We start from the raw sequence: 16,227 nt of genomic DNA on the forward strand, positions 1-16,227 counted from the left end.
TCCCTGATGTTGGCTGGTGTTGTTAAACGGGCATTTCGCCCAAATAAATCTGTGCAATCTGGTCGTCATCGAGCATCGCTTTCGACTGGCCGTGATGAACGATGCTGCCGCTGTCCATTACCCACGCGCTGTCGGTTACCTCCAGCGCCAGGCGGGCGTTTTGTTCAATAAGCAGCAGGGCGACGCCGCGCTCGCGCAGGCCGGCGATGACGGTAAAAATGTTTTCGACCATCTTTGGGGCGAGGCCCATCGACGGTTCGTCGAGGATCAGCAGGCGCGGCTGGCTGAGCAGGGCGCGGTTAAGGGCCAGCAGCTGCTGCTCACCGCCGGACAGCAGACCGGCAAGCTGGTGCTGGCGCTCCCCCAGACGCGGGAAGCGCTCGAAGATCTCATTCATTTCGCGCTTAACCGTGACGGTGTCACGCCTGAGCCAGGCGCCCATCTGCAGGTTTTCCAGTACCGTCATGCGGGAGAAGATCCCACGGCCCTCCGGGACCATGACCAATCCGTCGCGAAGCAGGGCGTCGGGGCGGTGTTTGCCTACCGCTTTACCGTTAAATTCAATATTGCCGCTAAAGCTTTCCAGCCCGGTGATGGCGCGCACGGTGGAGCTTTTTCCCGCGCCGTTAGCGCCGATCAGCGTCGCCTGTTCGCCCTCGTGCAGGGTAAAGGAGACGTCGCGTACTGCCTGTATGCCGCCGTAATGCACGTCCAGACGTTCGACCTTAAGTAATTCAGACATGGGCGTTGCCTCCAAGCCAGGCGGCGATCACAAGAGGGTCGCGGCGCACGCTTTCCGGCGTGCCGCAGGCGAGCGTTTTGCCGTAATCCAGCACCGTCAGGCGATCGCAGATGCCCATCACCAGCTTGACGTCATGTTCAATCATCAGCAGGGTTTTGCCGTCATCGCGGATGCGGATGAGCAGTTCGCCGAGCGCCACTTTTTCCGCCGCGTTCATCCCGGCGGCGGGTTCGTCCAGCGCCAGCAGGAGCGGATCCGTTGCCAGCGCGCGGGCGATTTCAAGACGACGCTGGTGGCCATAGGCCAGATCGCAGGCGCGGTAGTGGGCGAACTGCGCAATGCCGGTATAGTCCAGCCAGTGCCAGGCCAGCTCGCGGGTCTGCCGCTCTTCCTCGCGGGCGCGTTTGTGACGGCTCAGCGCGGCCCACAGGCCGTTGCGGGTGCGCACGTGGCGGCCGACCATCACGTTTTCCAGCACCGACATGTCGTTAAAGAGGCGCACGTTCTGGAAGGTGCGCGCAATCCCGGCGGCGGTGACTTTCTCAATCTGCTTCGGGAAATAGGGCTTATCGGCAATCGAAAACTCGCCGCTGTCCGCCGGATAAAGCCCGGTGATCAGGTTAAAGCAGGTGGTTTTTCCCGCCCCGTTGGGGCCTATCAGCCCGTATATCTCGCCCTTGTTCACGGTAATCGACACATCATCCACGGCAGTCAGCCCGCCGAAGCGTTTTGACATATGGCGAACGGTTAACAGACTCATGCCTTCACCTCCTTGTGGCGTACCGGCCAGATGCCGGAAGGACGCACCAGCATCACCAGCACCAGCGCCAGGCCGTAGAACAGCTGACGTAACACTTCCGGGTCAATCAGCACCGAACCGAACAGCGCCTGCTGAACAGGGGCCGCCTGGCTGCGCAGCAGCTCCGGGAGGGCGGTGAGCAGTACCGCGCCGAGGATCACGCCCGGAATGTGCCCCATGCCGCCCAGCACCACCATCGCCAGCACGGCGATGGATTCCTGTAACGTGAAGGATTCCGGTGAGACAAAGCCCTGAAACGCGCCAAAAAGAGCACCCGCCACGCCGCCAAAGGAGGCGCCCATCGCGAAGGCCAGCAGCTTATAGTTACGCACGTTGATGCCCATCGCGCGGGCTACATCCTCATCTTCACGAATAGCGTGCCAGGCGCGGCCAATACGGGAATGCTGCAGGCGCAGGCAGACGAAAACGATCGCGATAATCACCACCATCAGCAGGTAGTACCACAGCCACAGGGCGGGCACTTTCACGCCGAACCAGTGGTATACGCCGCTGAACTTCAGGCCGAACAGGCTGAGCGTATCTACCCCGGTAATGCCCTTGGCACCGTTGGTGATGTTCACCGGACGATCGAGGTTACGCATCAGGATGCGGATAATCTCCCCAAAGCCGAGGGTCACTATCGCCAGATAATCTCCGCGCAGCTTAAGCGTGGGGGCACCCAGCAAGATGCCGCAGACGGCCGCCACGAGCGCGGCCAGCGGAATGATGAGCAGATAAGAGGTGTGCAGTCCGTCCGGGAACCAGACGCCGAGGATCGGGAACACCTCCAGCAGGTGTGGCGACGCCATCAGCGCCGCGAGGTAAGCACCGACCGCGTAAAAGGCGATAAAGCCCATGTCCAGAAGGCCGGTATAGCCGACCACAATGTTGAGCCCCAGCGCCAGCATGATGTAGAGCAGGGCGAAGTCGATAACGCGCACCCAGTAGTTGCCGCCAAGCTGCGTGGCCACCACGGGCGCAACCAGCAGCGCAAGGCAGAATAACGTCATGCCGGACCAGAACTTGCGCGTCGTTGCCGGGGCCTGGAGTTGAAGAGTTGTCATAGTGTCCCTTACGCTCTGTTTGCCACGCGCTCGCCCAGCAGGCCTGCCGGACGGAAGACCAGCACCAGAATCAGCACGATGAAGGCAAAGACATCCTGATAATTGCTGCCGAACACGCCGTGGGTCAGTTCACCCAGGTAGCCCGCGCCCAGCGCTTCGATAATGCCGAGCAGGATCCCGCCAATCATGGCGCCACGAATGTTACCAATGCCCCCCAGCACGGCGGCGGTGAAGGCTTTGATTCCGGGCAAAAAGCCCATCGAGAAGCTGGCGTTGCCGTAGTTGCTGGCCATCATGACGCCTGCCAGCGCGGCAAACGCTCCGCCAATGGCAAACGTCAGGGTAATGATGGCGTTCGGGTTAACCCCCATCAGCGTGGCCACGCGCGGGTTTTCCGCCACGGCGCGCATGCCGCGGCCCAGACGAGTGTATTCCACCAGCAGCCACAGCCCGGTCATCACCGCAAGCGCCAGCGCCACGGTGACAATGCCGGTGACGGTCACGATGGCGGGCGGGTGCATTTCACTTCCCGACGTAACGGCAATCGGATCCATGGGCAGGATCTGCGGGAACATCAGCGGGTTGCGCGTCCAGATAATCATCGCCACGGTTTGCAGCAGGACCGAAACGCCGATACCGGAGATCAGCGGCGCCAGGCGCGGGGCGTTGCGCAGGCGGCGGTAGGCAAAGCGCTCGACGGCCATGGCCAGCAGGGCGCAAACGGCCATCGACACCGCCAGGGCAACGCCGAGCTGCAACAGCAGCGGCATGTGCGGGAAGGCGGCATTCAGGGCGTTAATGACGGAGAGCGTGGTGAGCGCGCCGACCATCAAAATATCGCCGTGAGCAAAGTTAATAATGCGCAAAATGCCATACACCATGGTATAGCCCAGCGCGATCAGCGCGTAGATGCTTCCCAGCATCACGCCGTTGATCAGTTGTTGTATGAGTGTATCCAACGTTTGTACCCGCAAAGTGCTCTTTCTGCGGCTACCATCTAATAAATGAATTAAATTGTAAAATACGCATCTATTATTTCTTATGATAAATAAATATTGTTTTATCTTTATGATTTATATAAAGATAATGAAAACCTGTTTTTGGGTAAAAAGCCTAAAGAAATCAACATATGAATAAAACAGAACAATCGGTTGGCCTGTCTGCGTATGCAGAAAGTCGCCTGGCAAACGATCCGCCGCTTCGCGCCGTGCGTGCCTTTGAGGCCATCGCCCGGCTGGGTAGCGTCACGCTGGCCGCGCAGGAGCTGGCTATCTCTCCGTCGGCCGTCAGCCATCAGCTCAAGGTGCTCGAAGGGTATCTGCAAATGCCGCTGACGGAGCGTCAGGGGCGCAGGCTGGTTTTGAGCCAGCACGGGCGTGAATACTACCGCTCGATCCGCGCGGCGTTTAACGTGCTGCGCCAGGCGACGGAGCATCTGGCTGAGCAGGCGCAAACGCGTCAGGTCACCATCAGCCTGATCCCGCTTTTTGGCATGGGATGGTTTATCCCGCGTTTGCCTGCGTTTATGCGCGCCAATCCGCAAACCGAGATCAACGTGGTGTATGCCAACCACCGAAACTATCTGAGCGACGCGTCGGACATGTCGATTCGTTTTGGTAACGGCCAGTGGGCGGGCTATCAGAGTGAAAAGCTGATTTCCGGGCAGATGGTGCCGGTGTGCAGCCGCGCGTTTTTGCGCGTACATGGCCATATCGACACCCCTGAGCAGCTGCTGCAAATGCCGCTGCTGCACGATGAGGAGCGCACCAGCTGGCCCCAGTGGTTTCAGTTGCAGGGGGTAAAACGATCTCTGCGGCGCAGTGGCCCACTGTTTGAAGACGGGCTGTTGACGCTGGCAGGCGTGCAGGCTGGTCTGGGCTGTGCGCTGATGCGTGAGCCGCTGATCGCGCCTTATCTCGAAAGCGGCGAGCTGGTGAAGATATTCGACTCACCCATTGACGACGGACGCGACTATTACCTCTGCGTGCGTGCCGATTCAGAGATGACCGAGGACGGTAAGCTGCTGCAAAACTGGCTTCGTCGGGCTGCAGGCGTTGAATCGCTTACGGGGTAAGCAGGCACTGTTTATCCAGCGCTTCAATTTCCGAACCGCTGTATCGCGCGTATTGCCCGGTCAGGCCAAAAAATGCGGGCTGGGTTTCGGTGTAGATTTCCGCGGCGAGCACCAGCCGGCGTCGCTCATCTTCGCCCATTTCAAGCAGCGTCCAGGGAATGAAATAGCGCGACGTTGCGGTCAGTTTGAACCACAGCGGGCAGCCGCAGCCGGGACAAAACCAGCGCTCGCCGCGCGCCGATGACGCGAAATGAGAAGGGGCGATGGAGTCTTGCTCAAGAAGCGGTTCGCCCTGCGGCTCAAGATACATGGCAATGCCGCCTGACCACTTCTGGCATTGGGTGCAGTGACATGCGTATACGTCAAAATTGTTGAGGCTCACGCTGAACTGACTCATTCCGCACAAGCAGCGTCCTTTGAATATGTGCATGGCGTACTCCTTTTTGACGCCAGAAATCCGTATAAAAAAAGCCAGCCACATGGGCTGGCCTTTTATCGTGACAAATCTTAGAACTGGTAGGTCAGGCCTACAGCTACGATGTTGTCGGTAGCAACGCCAGTTGCTTTGGTGAAGCTGTTGTCGTCAACCAGGTTGATTTTGTAATCAACATAGGTAGACATGTTTTTGTTGAAGTAGTAGCTCGCGCCAACGTCAACGTATTCAACCAGATCCTGGTCGCCGTATGAACCCAGGTCTTTACCTTTAGATTTCAGGTAAGCGATGGATGGACGCAGGCCGAAGTCGAACTGGTACTGAGCAACAACTTCAAAGTTCTGAGCTTTGTTCGCAATATAACCATCACCGAAGTTGGTCATGTTGCGGGTTTCAGAGTAGGTGGTTGCCAGGTAGATGTTGTTCGCATCGTATTTCAGGCCAGCAGCCCAAACTTCTGCGTTCTCACCGCCAGCGTTAACGGTGTTAGCGACGCGACCTGCAGCAACCTGACGGTCAGTACGGTCAGATTTCGCGTAGGTTGCACCCACGCCGAAGCCGTCCATTTCATAGGTAGAAGACAGACCCCAGCCGTCACCGTTCGCTTCGGTGATGTTATTACGGTCGTTTTTACCCTGGTACTGAGCGGCAACGTTCAGACCGTCAACCAGACCAAAGAAGTCGGTGTTACGGTAGGTTGCAACGCCAGTCGTACGGCCAGTCATAAAGCCATCGGTCTGAGTCCAGGTATCGCCACCGAACTCTGGCAGAACGTCAGTCCATGCGCCGATGTCGTAAGCAACACCGTAGTTACGGCCGTAGTCGAATGAACCGAATTCGTTGAATTTCAGACCCGCGAATGCCAGACGGGTTTTGTTGCCGTCAGAGCCCTGAGATTCAGAACGGTTGCCTTTAAATTCATATTCCCACTGGCCGTAACCGGTCAGCTGATCGTTGATCTGAGTTTCGCCTTTGAAGCCCAGACGAACGTAAGTTTTGTCGCCGTCGTTGCTGGAATCATCAGAGAAATAGTGCAGACCTGTTACTTTACCGTACAGATCCAGCTTGTTACCGTCTTTGTTATAAACTTCAGCCGCGTTTACAACGCCTGCTGCCAACATGGAAGTCACTGCCACTGCAACTAATTTAAGTTTCATCTTAAATATTCCTTATAATTTTCTTAGGTATTTCCTGAGCCACTTTGAACGATTTCTAAACGAGGCTGATCGTCAATGGCATGCTATTTTTAAAAATCTTGTAGTCCTATTTCAATAATAAGTTTCAAATTATTAGCAATAATTTCAGTTAGTGTGATCGAGATCGGGTAAATGGCGGTGAAAAGGCGTGAATTGGTGGATATTCATTCAATTTTTTGCGTGATTGATTGTCAGCGATATAGTTACAACCTGGTTTTATAAAAAAAGGGTAATTATCGGTTTTTTCGTTCTTTGGGTGGGGGTTGGTGGCTTATCGAGCCGTAACGCCTTGTTTTAAACCTTTATTGCACGGAATTTTCGTTCTATCAAATGAAATAAACAGAAACACACTATTGCACTTTGTGCTATTAAGAACGTGAGTATTCGCAAGTAACTAATCACTCATGGGTGTCAATTTATGTCAACAAAAGTGAATGGGGACTTACGAAAGGACGCTAATATAAACAGAATCTAAACGCGTACTCTACTGTCCAGATAAATATTTTGGCGTGCGCTCACATATTAAATTTATGTTAATTTTTTGCTGTCGGAATAAATATTATCCGACAGCAAAATCGCCATTATTTTCTGGTTGCGTACCAGCAAAGCAGCGACCCGGCGCAGACCATCAGCGCGCCTTGCCAGAACGAGAAGGAGAGCGGGGAATTCAGCACCGCGGCGGCAAGCGCGGCTGAGAGGACTGGGGTGAAATAGGATACGGCAGCCAGAACCGTGACGTTACCGTGAAGGATGCCAATATTCCATGCGGCGTAACCAAACCCAAGGGCGATTCCGCACATTACGAGTTTTACCACCACCGGAAGCGTGAACACCATATCGGGCTGATCGCTGAGGGCATATTTCACCCACAGACTCAGCGCTGTCAGCAAAACAAACAGGGTGATACCGTTTTGCCCTTTCGCAAATTTACTGGTTACGGTGCAGTAGGCCGCCCAAATAAATGCCCCGGCGAATGCCAGCGCATAGCTCAGCGGACTGGACACGATATTGCGGGTGATTTCATCAAGATGTAACCCCTGTTCACCCCCTAATACCCAGCAGACGCCCAGCAGCGAGATGGCTAACCCGGGGATCACCCATAGGGTAGATTTTTGACCATTGAACAAAATGGCAAACACAATCGTCAGGCTTGGCCAGAGGTAATTCACCATACCGACTTCAATGGCCTGAGCGCGCGTTGCGGCATAGCCCAGCGACAGCGCCAGGCATATTTCGTAGCTGACAAATAAAACGCTACCCGCAATAAGATACCGGGGCGAAAACCGCCTGATATCAGGAAATCCCACCGTCACCAGACACAGTAATCCGCTGAGGGTGTATATCATCGCCGCGCCGCCTACCGGCCCCAGCCCTTCGCTCACGCTGCGAATAAGGCCGACCATGGTGCTCCATAACAGTATTGCTGCCAGCCCAATAAGCGTTGCTCTCTTTCTGTCCATTACTTAGCCATTGCAATAAAAATCAGAGGGAAAATGTAGCGCATTCATCCTGACGCTGTCGCGAATTATTCTCTTAAGCCGTTAATCAAAAAGGGGTATTTAACCGTACCGGAGGTGACTATTAAGGGGGGGAAGGGAGATGACCTTGATTTGACGCAAAAAAAACAGGGGCATTGCTGTTAGTTTGCGCCACGAAGTCTTATCAGATAACGAGGACAACAATGGACGTCAGCCGCAGACAATTTTTCAAAATCTGCGCGGGCGGTATGGCCGGAACAACAGCCGCTATACTGGGTTTTGCTCCCAAAATGGCACTGGCTCAGGCACGCAACTTTAAGCTGCTGCGCGCGAAAGAGATCCGTAACACCTGCACATACTGTTCCGTAGGTTGTGGGCTTTTAATGTATAGCCTGGGCGATGGCGCGAAGAACGCCAGAGAAGCGATTTATCATATTGAAGGGGATCCGGATCATCCGGTGAGCCGCGGCGCACTTTGCCCGAAAGGGGCGGGGCTGCTGGACTACGTTCACAGTGAAAACCGCCTGCGCTACCCGGAATACCGCGCGCCGGGCTCTGACAAGTGGCAGCGTATCTCCTGGGATGAGGCCTTCTCCCGAATCGCCAAATTAATGAAAGCCGACCGCGATGCCAACTTTATTGAAAAGAACGCGCAGGGCGTGACGGTAAACCGCTGGCTCTCCACCGGCATGCTCTGTGCTTCAGCGGCAAGTAATGAAACCGGCATGCTGACGCAAAAATTTGTGCGCTCTCTCGGCATGCTGGCGGTAGACAACCAGGCGCGCGTCTGACACGGACCAACGGTAGCAAGTCTTGCTCCAACATTTGGTCGCGGTGCGATGACCAACCACTGGGTTGATATCAAAAACGCGAACGTCGTGGTGGTGATGGGCGGTAACGCCGCTGAAGCCCATCCGGTGGGGTTCCGCTGGGCGATGGAAGCGAAAAACAACAACGATGCGACGCTAATCGTCGTCGATCCGCGCTTTACGCGTACGGCATCGGTGGCGGATATCTATGCGCCTATTCGCTCCGGCACGGACATTACGTTCCTGTCAGGCGTTCTGCTGTACCTGATTGAAAACAACAAAATTAACGCGGAATACGTTAAGCACTACACCAACGCGAACCTGCTGGTGCGGGATGATTTTGCCTTCGAGGACGGGCTGTTTAGCGGCTATGACGCCGAAAAGCGCCAGTACGATAAGTCCTCCTGGAACTATCAGTTTGATGAGAACGGCCACGCGATGCGCGATGAAACGCTGACGCATCCGCGCTGCGTGTGGAACCTGCTGAAACAGCACGTGTCGCGCTATACGCCTGACGTGGTGGAGAACATCTGCGGCACGCCAAAAGCGGACTTCCTGAAAGTGTGTGAAGTGCTGGCCTCTACCAGTGCCGCAGACAGGACCACCACGTTCCTGTATGCACTGGGCTGGACGCAGCATACCGTCGGCGCGCAGAACATCCGCACCATGGCGATGATCCAGCTGCTGCTCGGCAATATGGGCATGGCAGGCGGCGGCGTGAATGCCCTGCGCGGTCACTCCAACATTCAGGGCCTGACCGACCTCGGCCTGCTGTCCACCAGCCTGCCGGGCTACCTGACGCTGCCTTCGGAAAAGCAGGCGGATCTGCAAACGTACCTGGCGGCGAACACGCCAAAAGCGACGCTGCCGGACCAGGTGAACTACTGGAGCAACTATCCGAAGTTCTACGTCAGCCTGATGAAATCCTTCTACGGCGACGCGGCGCAGAAAGAGAACGACTGGGGCTATGAGTGGTTACCGAAGTGGGACCAAGCCTACGACGTTATCAAATATTTCAACATGATGGATAAGGGTAACGTCACGGGGTACATCTGCCAGGGCTTTAACCCGGTGGCCTCGTTCCCGGATAAAAACAAAGTGGTTCGCAGCCTGAGCAAGCTGAAGTACATGGTCGTTATCGACCCGCTGGTGACCGAGACCTCCACCTTCTGGCAAAACCACGGGGAATCGAACGATGTCGATCCGGCGTCGATTCAGACCGAAGTGTTCCGCCTGCCGTCCACCTGCTTCGCGGAAGAGGACGGCTCCATTGCCAACTCTGGCCGCTGGCTGCAGTGGCACTGGAAAGGTCAGGACGCACCGGGTGAAGCGCGCAACGACGGCGAGATCCTGGCCGGGATTTACCATCGCCTGCGCGAGATGTACCGCACCGAAGGCGGCAAAGGCGCTGAGCCGCTGCTGAAGATGAGCTGGAGCTATAAGCAGCCGGATCATCCTGAGTCGGAAGAGGTAGCGAAGGAAAATAACGGCGTGGCGCTGGCCGATCTCTACGATGCGAACGGCAATCTGGTGGCGAAGAAAGGCCAACTGCTGAACAGTTTTGCGTTGCTGCGTGATGACGGGACTACGGCCTCTTCCTGCTGGATTTATACCGGCAGCTGGACGGAGCAGGGTAACCAGATGGCCAACCGCGATAACGCTGACCCGTCCGGGCTCGGCAATACGCTGGGCTGGGCATGGGCGTGGCCGCTGAACCGCCGCGTGCTGTACAACCGCGCGTCTGCGGACGTCAACGGCAGGCCGTGGGATCCGAAGCGCATGCTGATCCAGTGGAACGGGGCGAAGTGGACGGGGAACGATATCCCGGACTACAACACCGCCGCGCCGGGTAGCAATACCGGGCCGTTCATCATGCAGCCGGAAGGGCTGGGACGCCTGTTTGCCCTCGACAAGCTGGCGGAAGGGCCGTTCCCGGAACACTACGAGCCGATGGAAACGCCGCTGGGGACCAACCCGCTGCACCCGAACGTTATCTCCAGCCCGGTGGTGCGTATCTACGAAGACGACGTGCTGCGCTTAGGCAAAAAGGACAAATTCCCGTACGTGGGGACGACCTACCGCCTGACCGAGCATTTCCACACCTGGACCAAGCACGCGCGGCTTAACGCCATCGCGCAGCCGGAACAGTTTGTGGAAATCAGCGAAACGCTGGCGAAAGCGAAAGGGATTGCCAACGGCGATCGCGTGAAGGTGAGCAGCAAGCGCGGGTTTATTCGCGCGGTGGCGGTGGTCACTCGCCGTCTGCAAACCCTGAACGTGCACGGTCAGCAGGTGGAAACCGTCGGTATCCCGCTGCACTGGGGCTTTGAGGGGGTGGCGCAGAAAGGCTACATCGCCAACACCCTGACGCCAAACGTTGGCGACGCCAACTCGCAAACGCCGGAGTACAAGGCGTTTCTGGTCAACATCGAGAAAGCGTAAGGAGCGATTAGATGGCGATGGAAACACAAGACATTATTAAGCGCTCCGCGACTAACCCGATTACCCCCGCGCCTCGCGCGCGGGATTACAAGGCAGAAGTCGCCAAGCTTATTGATGTCTCCTCCTGCGTGGGCTGCAAGGCCTGCCAGGTGGCCTGCTCGGAGTGGAACGACATTCGCGACGAAGTGGGGCATTGCGTTGGGGTTTACGACAATCCGGCGGATCTGAGCGCCAAATCCTGGACGGTGATGCGCTTTAGCGAAACCGAGCAGAACGGCAGGCTGGAGTGGCTCATCCGCAAGGACGGCTGCATGCACTGTGAAGATCCGGGCTGCCTGAAGGCGTGCCCGTCTGCCGGGGCGATCATTCAGTACGCCAACGGGATCGTCGACTTCCAGCAGGACAACTGCATCGGCTGCGGCTACTGCATCGCGGGCTGTCCGTTTAATATCCCGCGCCTCAATAAAGAGGATAACCGGGTATATAAATGCACTCTGTGCGTCGATCGCGTCAGCGTCGGCCAGGAGCCTGCCTGCGTGAAGACCTGTCCAACCGGCGCCATTCACTTTGGCACCAAAAAAGAGATGCTGGACGTGGCGCAGGCGCGGGTGGATAAGCTCAAAGCGCGCGGCTATGAGAATGCGGGCATCTATAACCCGCAGGGCGTGGGCGGCACGCACGTCATGTATGTGTTGCACCACAACGACCAGCCAGAGCTGTACCACAACCTGCCGAAAGATCCGGCGATCGATACCTCGATCAACCTGTGGAAAGGGGCGCTGAAACCGCTCTCTGCGGCGGGCTTTATCGCCACCTTCGCCGGGTTGATTTATCACTATATCGGTATTGGGCCAAACAAAGAGGTGGATGACGATGAGGAGGAGCATCATGAGTAAGTCGAAAATGATAGTGCGCACAAAGTTCGTTGACCGCGCCTGTCACTGGACGGTCGTGATCTGCTTCTTCCTGGTGGCGGTGTCGGGAATTTCGTTCTTCTTCCCGACGCTGCAGTGGCTAACCGAAACCTTCGGTACCCCTCAGATGGGGCGCATTCTGCACCCGTTCTTCGGCGTGCTGATTTTCGTGGTGCTGATGTTTATGTTCGTGCGCTTCGTTCATCACAACATCCCGGACAAGCAGGATATCCCGTGGGTGAAAGGGATCGTCGAAGTCCTGAAGGGTAACGAGCATAAAGTCGCGAAGGTGGGCAAATACAACGCCGGGCAGAAAATGATGTTCTGGACCATCATGAGCATGATTTTTGTGCTGCTGGTGACCGGGGTGATTATCTGGCGACCGTATTTCGCGCACTATTTCCCGATCCAGGTGGTGCGCTACGCGCTGCTGATCCACGCGACCTCGGCCATCATCCTGATTCATGCCATCCTGATCCATATGTATATGGCGTTCTGGGTGAAAGGCTCGATTAAAGGGATGATTGAAGGGAAGGTGAGCCGTCGCTGGGCGCAGAAACATCACCTGCGCTGGTACCGTGATGTGGAACGACTGGAAGCGAAAAGGGAAAGTACGGAAGGAATGAAGTGAACTTTGCGCCGTCGGCTTTGCCCGGCGGCGCTGCGCTTGCGCGGGCCTACCAGGCAGGCCTTAAGTCATGTGTTCGTCAATAAACGATCAATTGCCGCTATAACGTCATGACGTGCGTGGCGTAAATTACAAACAAAGTCTTTAGGACTGATTTTTCGATTATTAATATTCGTTATCATTGGCGAATAAATTAGAAACGTTTCAAAATCGATATTAACGCCAGGAGCCAACTGGCTCTGCCATAACGGTAGCCTATTGTTTCTCGCAAGCGGTACGATTACGCGCGTAGCCAGATCGTCAAAGGAATCATCCTGAATAAGCATATAGTAAGGTAGCCTGTCCCGTGTTGCGGCGGACGTATTACGATAAACATTAAATTGTCTCAGCATTAAAGCACCCTGAAAAAATCATCATCAGTAATCGTTCCATGCTTCTCTACAAACTCATTCATTGCCTGTATAAATGCACGATCTTCTTCTGAGGGCTGACGCCGTCTGGCCTGACATTGTTCACCATGACTCAAGGGCTTACGCGATGTAATGTTCTGGCTAGGCTTTGTTTCTGCGGTATGTTTCATTTTTACCTCCTTTGTTGGTGCGGTCATTATCAACCGCAGCCAACAAAAAACAATACCGTTCCCCCTGATAATCTACATTCTGCGAGCCGTCTTCCAGTAATATTAAAACTTCTCGGAAATATACCTGAACGGGTATTTCGTTGGCTTCACCTTACCTATTTTACGCTTCGGTAAATCGACCTTTTCAACGTGCAGTTCTTTATACGGGATCTGCGAAAGCAGGTGCGAAATAATATTCAGGCGCACGCGTTTTTTATCCTCTGAACGCGCCACAAACCACGGTGCCCAGGCGGTATCGGTGGCTTCAAACATGGCGTCGCGGGCGCGGGTGTACTCGTCCCACAGGTTAAAAGATTTAATATCCATCGGCGAAAGCTTCCAGATTTTACGACCATCGTTAATACGGTCGCGCAGGCGGCGCTCCTGCTCTTTAGGCGTCACTTCCAGCCAGTACTTCAGCAGGATGATGCCGGCATCGACCATCGCTTTTTCCATGACCGGCGTGCCGTCCAAAAATTTCTCAACCTGTTCCTCAGTACAGAACCCCATCACCCGTTCCACGCCCGCGCGGTTGTACCAGCTGCGATCGAAGATCACGATCTCGCCTGCCGAAGGCAGATGCGGTACATAGCGCTGAAAGTAGAGCTGGCTTTTTTCTTTATCCGTCGGGGCAGGGAGCGCAACAACGCGAAATACGCGTGGGCTGACGCGCTCGGTGATCGCTTTAATGGTACCGCCTTTGCCGGCACCGTCGCGTCCTTCAAAAACAATACACACTTTGAGTCCTTTGGCGACGACCCACTGCTGGAGCTTAACCAGTTCGACGTGCAGGCGACGAAGCTCTTGTTCGTACTCTTTGGTCTTTAGCACGGGTTTAACCAGGCTATCTGCGCTTGTTTGGTCACGGTCGCTGCTTTGGTTTTATTCTGCTTTGCGTTTCCCATGATAATCCTCATCTCCGGATCGGGTGATGTGCTTAGAAGGAACTAACACTTTGAAGTGTAATGCTGGCCTGCAACCTTCGCGGGAATTTTAGACATGTGTGTCAGATAAGCGTGTTTCACTTCTGCAGGTAACGGGTTAGAATGGTGAAAGATACTGTATGAATAAACAGGTGGTTGTGATGGCATTGATTTTTGAGGGCGAAAAAATCGGTCGTACTCGTTTTACCGGCGAGAAAATAGAGAATGCAATCTTTCGTAACTGCGACTTTTCCGGCACGGATTTAACCAGCACGGAGTTTATTGGCTGTCAGTTCTATGACCGGGAAAGCCAGCAGGGCGGTAAGTTTACTCGGGCGCAGCTTAAAGATGCTATTTTCAAAAGCTGCGATTTATCGATGGCGGATTTCAGGCATTCGAATGCATTAGGCATCGAAATTCGTGAATGCAGGGCGCAAGGGGCTGATTTTCGCGGAGCCAGTTTTATGAACATGATCACTACGCGTACCTGGTTTTGTAGTGCTTACATAACAAAAAGCAACCTGAGCTATACCAATTTTTCGAAGGTGGTTCTGGAAAAATGCGAGTTGTGGGAAAACCGCTGGAACGGTGCGCAAATACTCGGTGCCACCTTCAGCGGCTCGGATCTGTCGGGGGGCGAGTTCTCCTCTTTTGACTGGCGAGCAGCCAATTTTACCCACTGCGATCTGACCAACTCAGAACTGGGTGAACTGGACGTGCGCGGTATTGATTTGCAGGGTGTCAAACTGGACAGCTATCAGATTGCCCAGCTGATGGAGCGGCTTGGCATCGTGGTTTTGGGCTAGCGGTATTCACAACCTTACCTGAATTAATGGATTAACCTGTCAGTGGGCTGATTTGAACTGGCTCACCATACAAGATTATTCAATAATGCCCGTCGCGAGTGATTAACCAGTGGTTGAAGTATGAAAAAGACAATTTTTTCGTTGGCGCTGAGCACCTTTGGCCTGGGAATGGCTGAGTTTGGCATTATGGGAGTGTTAACCGAGCTGGCACATGACACCGGCATTTCAATTCCCTCTGCCGGGAATATGATCTCGTTTTATGCCTTCGGGGTGGTGATTGGCGCGCCAGTCATGGCGCTGTTTTCAGGCAAGCTCTCGTTAAAAACCACGCTGCTGTTTCTGGTGGCGATGTCCGCCGTCGGAAACGCCCTGTTTACCTTTTCAACGTCCTATTTCTGGCTGGCGGCGGGGCGCTTAATTTCAGGATTCCCGCACGGTGCGATTTTCGGCGTCGGGGCAATTATCCTCTCGAAAATTGCGCCACCGGGGAAGGTGACGGTCGCGGTGGCGGGAATGATCGCCGGTATGACCGTGGCGAACCTGGTGGGCGTTCCGCTGGGGACCTGGCTTGGGCACCAGTTCAGCTGGCGCTATACCTTTTTCCTGATTGCCGTGTTCAATGCGCTGGTGATCCTCTCGGTGCTGCTCTGGGTGCCGGACATCCATGACAAATCAGAAATTAAATTGACCGAGCAGTTCCATTTTCTGAAGAAACCAGAACCCTGGTTGATTTTTGCCGCCACGATGTTTGGCAACGCCGGCGTGTTCGCCTGGTTCAGCTTCGTTAAGCCGTTTATGGTCAACGTTTCCGGCTTCACCGAAGGCGTGATGACCATTATCATGATGCTGATGGGCCTTGGGATGGTGTTGGGCAATCTGTTGAGCGGTAAGCTCTCGGGTCGCTTTAGCCCGCTGCGCATTGCGGCCACCACCGACATGGTGATTGTCGCCTCGCTGCTGCTGCTTTTCGCCTTTGGCGAGCTGAAAACGGCCTCGCTGGTGATGGGCTTTATCTGCTGCGCCGGACTGTTCGCGCTTTCTGCGCCGCTGCAAATCCTGCTTCTGCAAAATGCGAAGGGCGGGGAGATGCTGGGGGCCGCGGGCGGGCAGATGGCGTTTAATCTCGGCAGCGCGATTGGCGCGTACTTTGGCGGGATGATGATTACACTCGGCTTTAGCTGGAGCTACGTCACGCTGCCTGCGGCGATACTCTCTTTCTCGGCCATGAGCGCGCTGCTGATCTACGGTTATCTGCGGGCCAGGCAGGCTCAGGCTAACGCTCGCGCGCTAGCCTGATCGG

16 protein-coding genes are annotated in these 16,227 nt (G+C 55.2%); 6 read left to right on the forward strand and 10 right to left on the reverse strand.

Features of this window, described 5'->3' with window-relative positions; genetic code table 11:
• Positions 1 to 22 precede the first annotated feature (22 nt).
• Genes M2433_RS02105 through M2433_RS02120 form a run of 4 tightly spaced genes read right to left on the reverse strand, consistent with a single transcriptional unit; the run spans position 23 to position 3,564 of the window.
• Positions 23 to 742, reverse strand: a complete 720-nt coding sequence (locus M2433_RS02105) for an ABC transporter ATP-binding protein (RefSeq protein ID WP_429052520.1) — start codon at positions 740 to 742, stop codon at positions 23 to 25.
• Positions 735 to 1,502 (reverse strand): ABC transporter ATP-binding protein, encoded by a 768-nt coding sequence (locus tag M2433_RS02110; RefSeq protein WP_429052522.1) that lies wholly within the window; start codon positions 1,500 to 1,502, stop codon positions 735 to 737. The genes M2433_RS02105 and M2433_RS02110 overlap by 8 nt, the downstream gene beginning before the upstream one ends.
• Positions 1,499 to 2,605 (reverse strand): branched-chain amino acid ABC transporter permease, encoded by a 1,107-nt coding sequence (locus M2433_RS02115; protein WP_429052523.1) that lies wholly within the window; start codon positions 2,603 to 2,605, stop codon positions 1,499 to 1,501. Before M2433_RS02115 ends, M2433_RS02110 begins: the two co-directional genes overlap by 4 nt.
• 8 nt (positions 2,606 to 2,613) lie before the next feature.
• Positions 2,614 to 3,564, reverse strand: a complete 951-nt coding sequence (locus M2433_RS02120) for a branched-chain amino acid ABC transporter permease (RefSeq protein WP_063956486.1) — start codon at positions 3,562 to 3,564, stop codon at positions 2,614 to 2,616.
• A 170-nt stretch (positions 3,565 to 3,734) separates the two neighbouring features.
• Here M2433_RS02120 and M2433_RS02125 point away from each other — a divergent pair, with 170 nt between their 5' ends.
• Positions 3,735 to 4,679: a LysR substrate-binding domain-containing protein gene (locus M2433_RS02125; protein WP_429052525.1), complete on the forward strand. Its 945-nt coding sequence runs from the start codon at positions 3,735 to 3,737 to the stop codon at positions 4,677 to 4,679.
• On the opposite strand, the gene M2433_RS02130 is transcribed toward M2433_RS02125, so the two are convergent.
• From M2433_RS02130 to yddG, 3 genes are all read right to left on the reverse strand, one after another.
• Positions 4,669 to 5,109, reverse strand: a complete 441-nt coding sequence (locus tag M2433_RS02130; RefSeq protein ID WP_059309986.1) for a GFA family protein — start codon at positions 5,107 to 5,109, stop codon at positions 4,669 to 4,671. The two genes, M2433_RS02125 and M2433_RS02130, sit on opposite strands and share 11 nt — an antisense overlap.
• 77 nt (positions 5,110 to 5,186) lie before the next feature.
• The gene (ompC, locus tag M2433_RS02135) at positions 5,187 to 6,269 is read right to left on the reverse strand and encodes a porin OmpC (RefSeq protein ID WP_429052527.1); all 1,083 of its coding nucleotides are present in this window, start codon (positions 6,267 to 6,269) and stop codon (positions 5,187 to 5,189) included.
• Between the two features lie 620 nt (positions 6,270 to 6,889).
• Positions 6,890 to 7,768 (reverse strand): aromatic amino acid DMT transporter YddG, encoded by an 879-nt coding sequence (gene yddG, locus M2433_RS02140; RefSeq protein ID WP_429052529.1) that lies wholly within the window; start codon positions 7,766 to 7,768, stop codon positions 6,890 to 6,892.
• A 221-nt stretch (positions 7,769 to 7,989) separates the two neighbouring features.
• Between yddG and fdnG the strand changes: the two genes are divergently transcribed.
• Genes fdnG through fdnI form a run of 3 tightly spaced genes read left to right on the forward strand, consistent with a single transcriptional unit; the run spans position 7,990 to position 12,582 of the window.
• On the forward strand, positions 7,990 to 11,037 hold the full coding sequence (gene fdnG / locus M2433_RS02145; protein WP_429052531.1) for a formate dehydrogenase-N subunit alpha: 3,048 nt from the start codon (positions 7,990 to 7,992) through the stop codon (positions 11,035 to 11,037).
• Between the two features lie 11 nt (positions 11,038 to 11,048).
• Positions 11,049 to 11,933 carry a formate dehydrogenase subunit beta gene (fdxH, locus tag M2433_RS02150; protein ID WP_047348414.1) on the forward strand — a complete coding sequence of 295 codons (885 nt, stop codon included), beginning with the start codon at positions 11,049 to 11,051 and terminating at the stop codon, positions 11,931 to 11,933.
• A complete protein-coding gene (gene fdnI, locus M2433_RS02155; RefSeq protein WP_429052534.1) occupies positions 11,926 to 12,582 on the forward strand; it encodes a formate dehydrogenase-N subunit gamma in 657 nt (218 codons plus the stop codon). Before fdxH ends, fdnI begins: the two co-directional genes overlap by 8 nt.
• Positions 12,583 to 12,647: 65 nt before the next feature.
• Here fdnI and M2433_RS02160 read toward each other — a convergent pair whose 3' ends face one another.
• The 3 genes from M2433_RS02160 to ppk2 form a co-directional block, all read right to left on the reverse strand.
• On the reverse strand, positions 12,648 to 12,971 hold the full coding sequence (locus M2433_RS02160; RefSeq protein WP_429052535.1) for a CcdB family protein: 324 nt from the start codon (positions 12,969 to 12,971) through the stop codon (positions 12,648 to 12,650).
• Positions 12,971 to 13,159 (reverse strand): type II toxin-antitoxin system CcdA family antitoxin, encoded by a 189-nt coding sequence (locus M2433_RS02165; RefSeq protein ID WP_429052537.1) that lies wholly within the window; start codon positions 13,157 to 13,159, stop codon positions 12,971 to 12,973. Before M2433_RS02165 ends, M2433_RS02160 begins: the two co-directional genes overlap by 1 nt.
• 102 nt (positions 13,160 to 13,261) lie before the next feature.
• Positions 13,262 to 14,029, reverse strand: a complete 768-nt coding sequence (gene ppk2 / locus M2433_RS02170; protein ID WP_429052539.1) for a polyphosphate kinase 2 — start codon at positions 14,027 to 14,029, stop codon at positions 13,262 to 13,264.
• A 253-nt stretch (positions 14,030 to 14,282) separates the two neighbouring features.
• Between ppk2 and M2433_RS02175 the strand changes: the two genes are divergently transcribed.
• Both M2433_RS02175 and araJ read left to right on the forward strand, forming a co-directional pair.
• Positions 14,283 to 14,927 carry a QnrE family quinolone resistance pentapeptide repeat protein gene (locus M2433_RS02175; RefSeq protein ID WP_429053099.1) on the forward strand — a complete coding sequence of 215 codons (645 nt, stop codon included), beginning with the start codon at positions 14,283 to 14,285 and terminating at the stop codon, positions 14,925 to 14,927.
• 120 nt (positions 14,928 to 15,047) lie between these two features.
• Positions 15,048 to 16,223 carry an MFS transporter AraJ gene (araJ, locus tag M2433_RS02180; RefSeq protein ID WP_429052540.1) on the forward strand — a complete coding sequence of 392 codons (1,176 nt, stop codon included), beginning with the start codon at positions 15,048 to 15,050 and terminating at the stop codon, positions 16,221 to 16,223.
• Positions 16,224 to 16,227: the final 4 nt, after the last annotated feature.

This window comes from Enterobacter sp. AC1 (assembly GCF_050434705.1).
Lineage (GTDB): Bacteria > Pseudomonadota > Gammaproteobacteria > Enterobacterales > Enterobacteriaceae > Enterobacter > Enterobacter cloacae_L.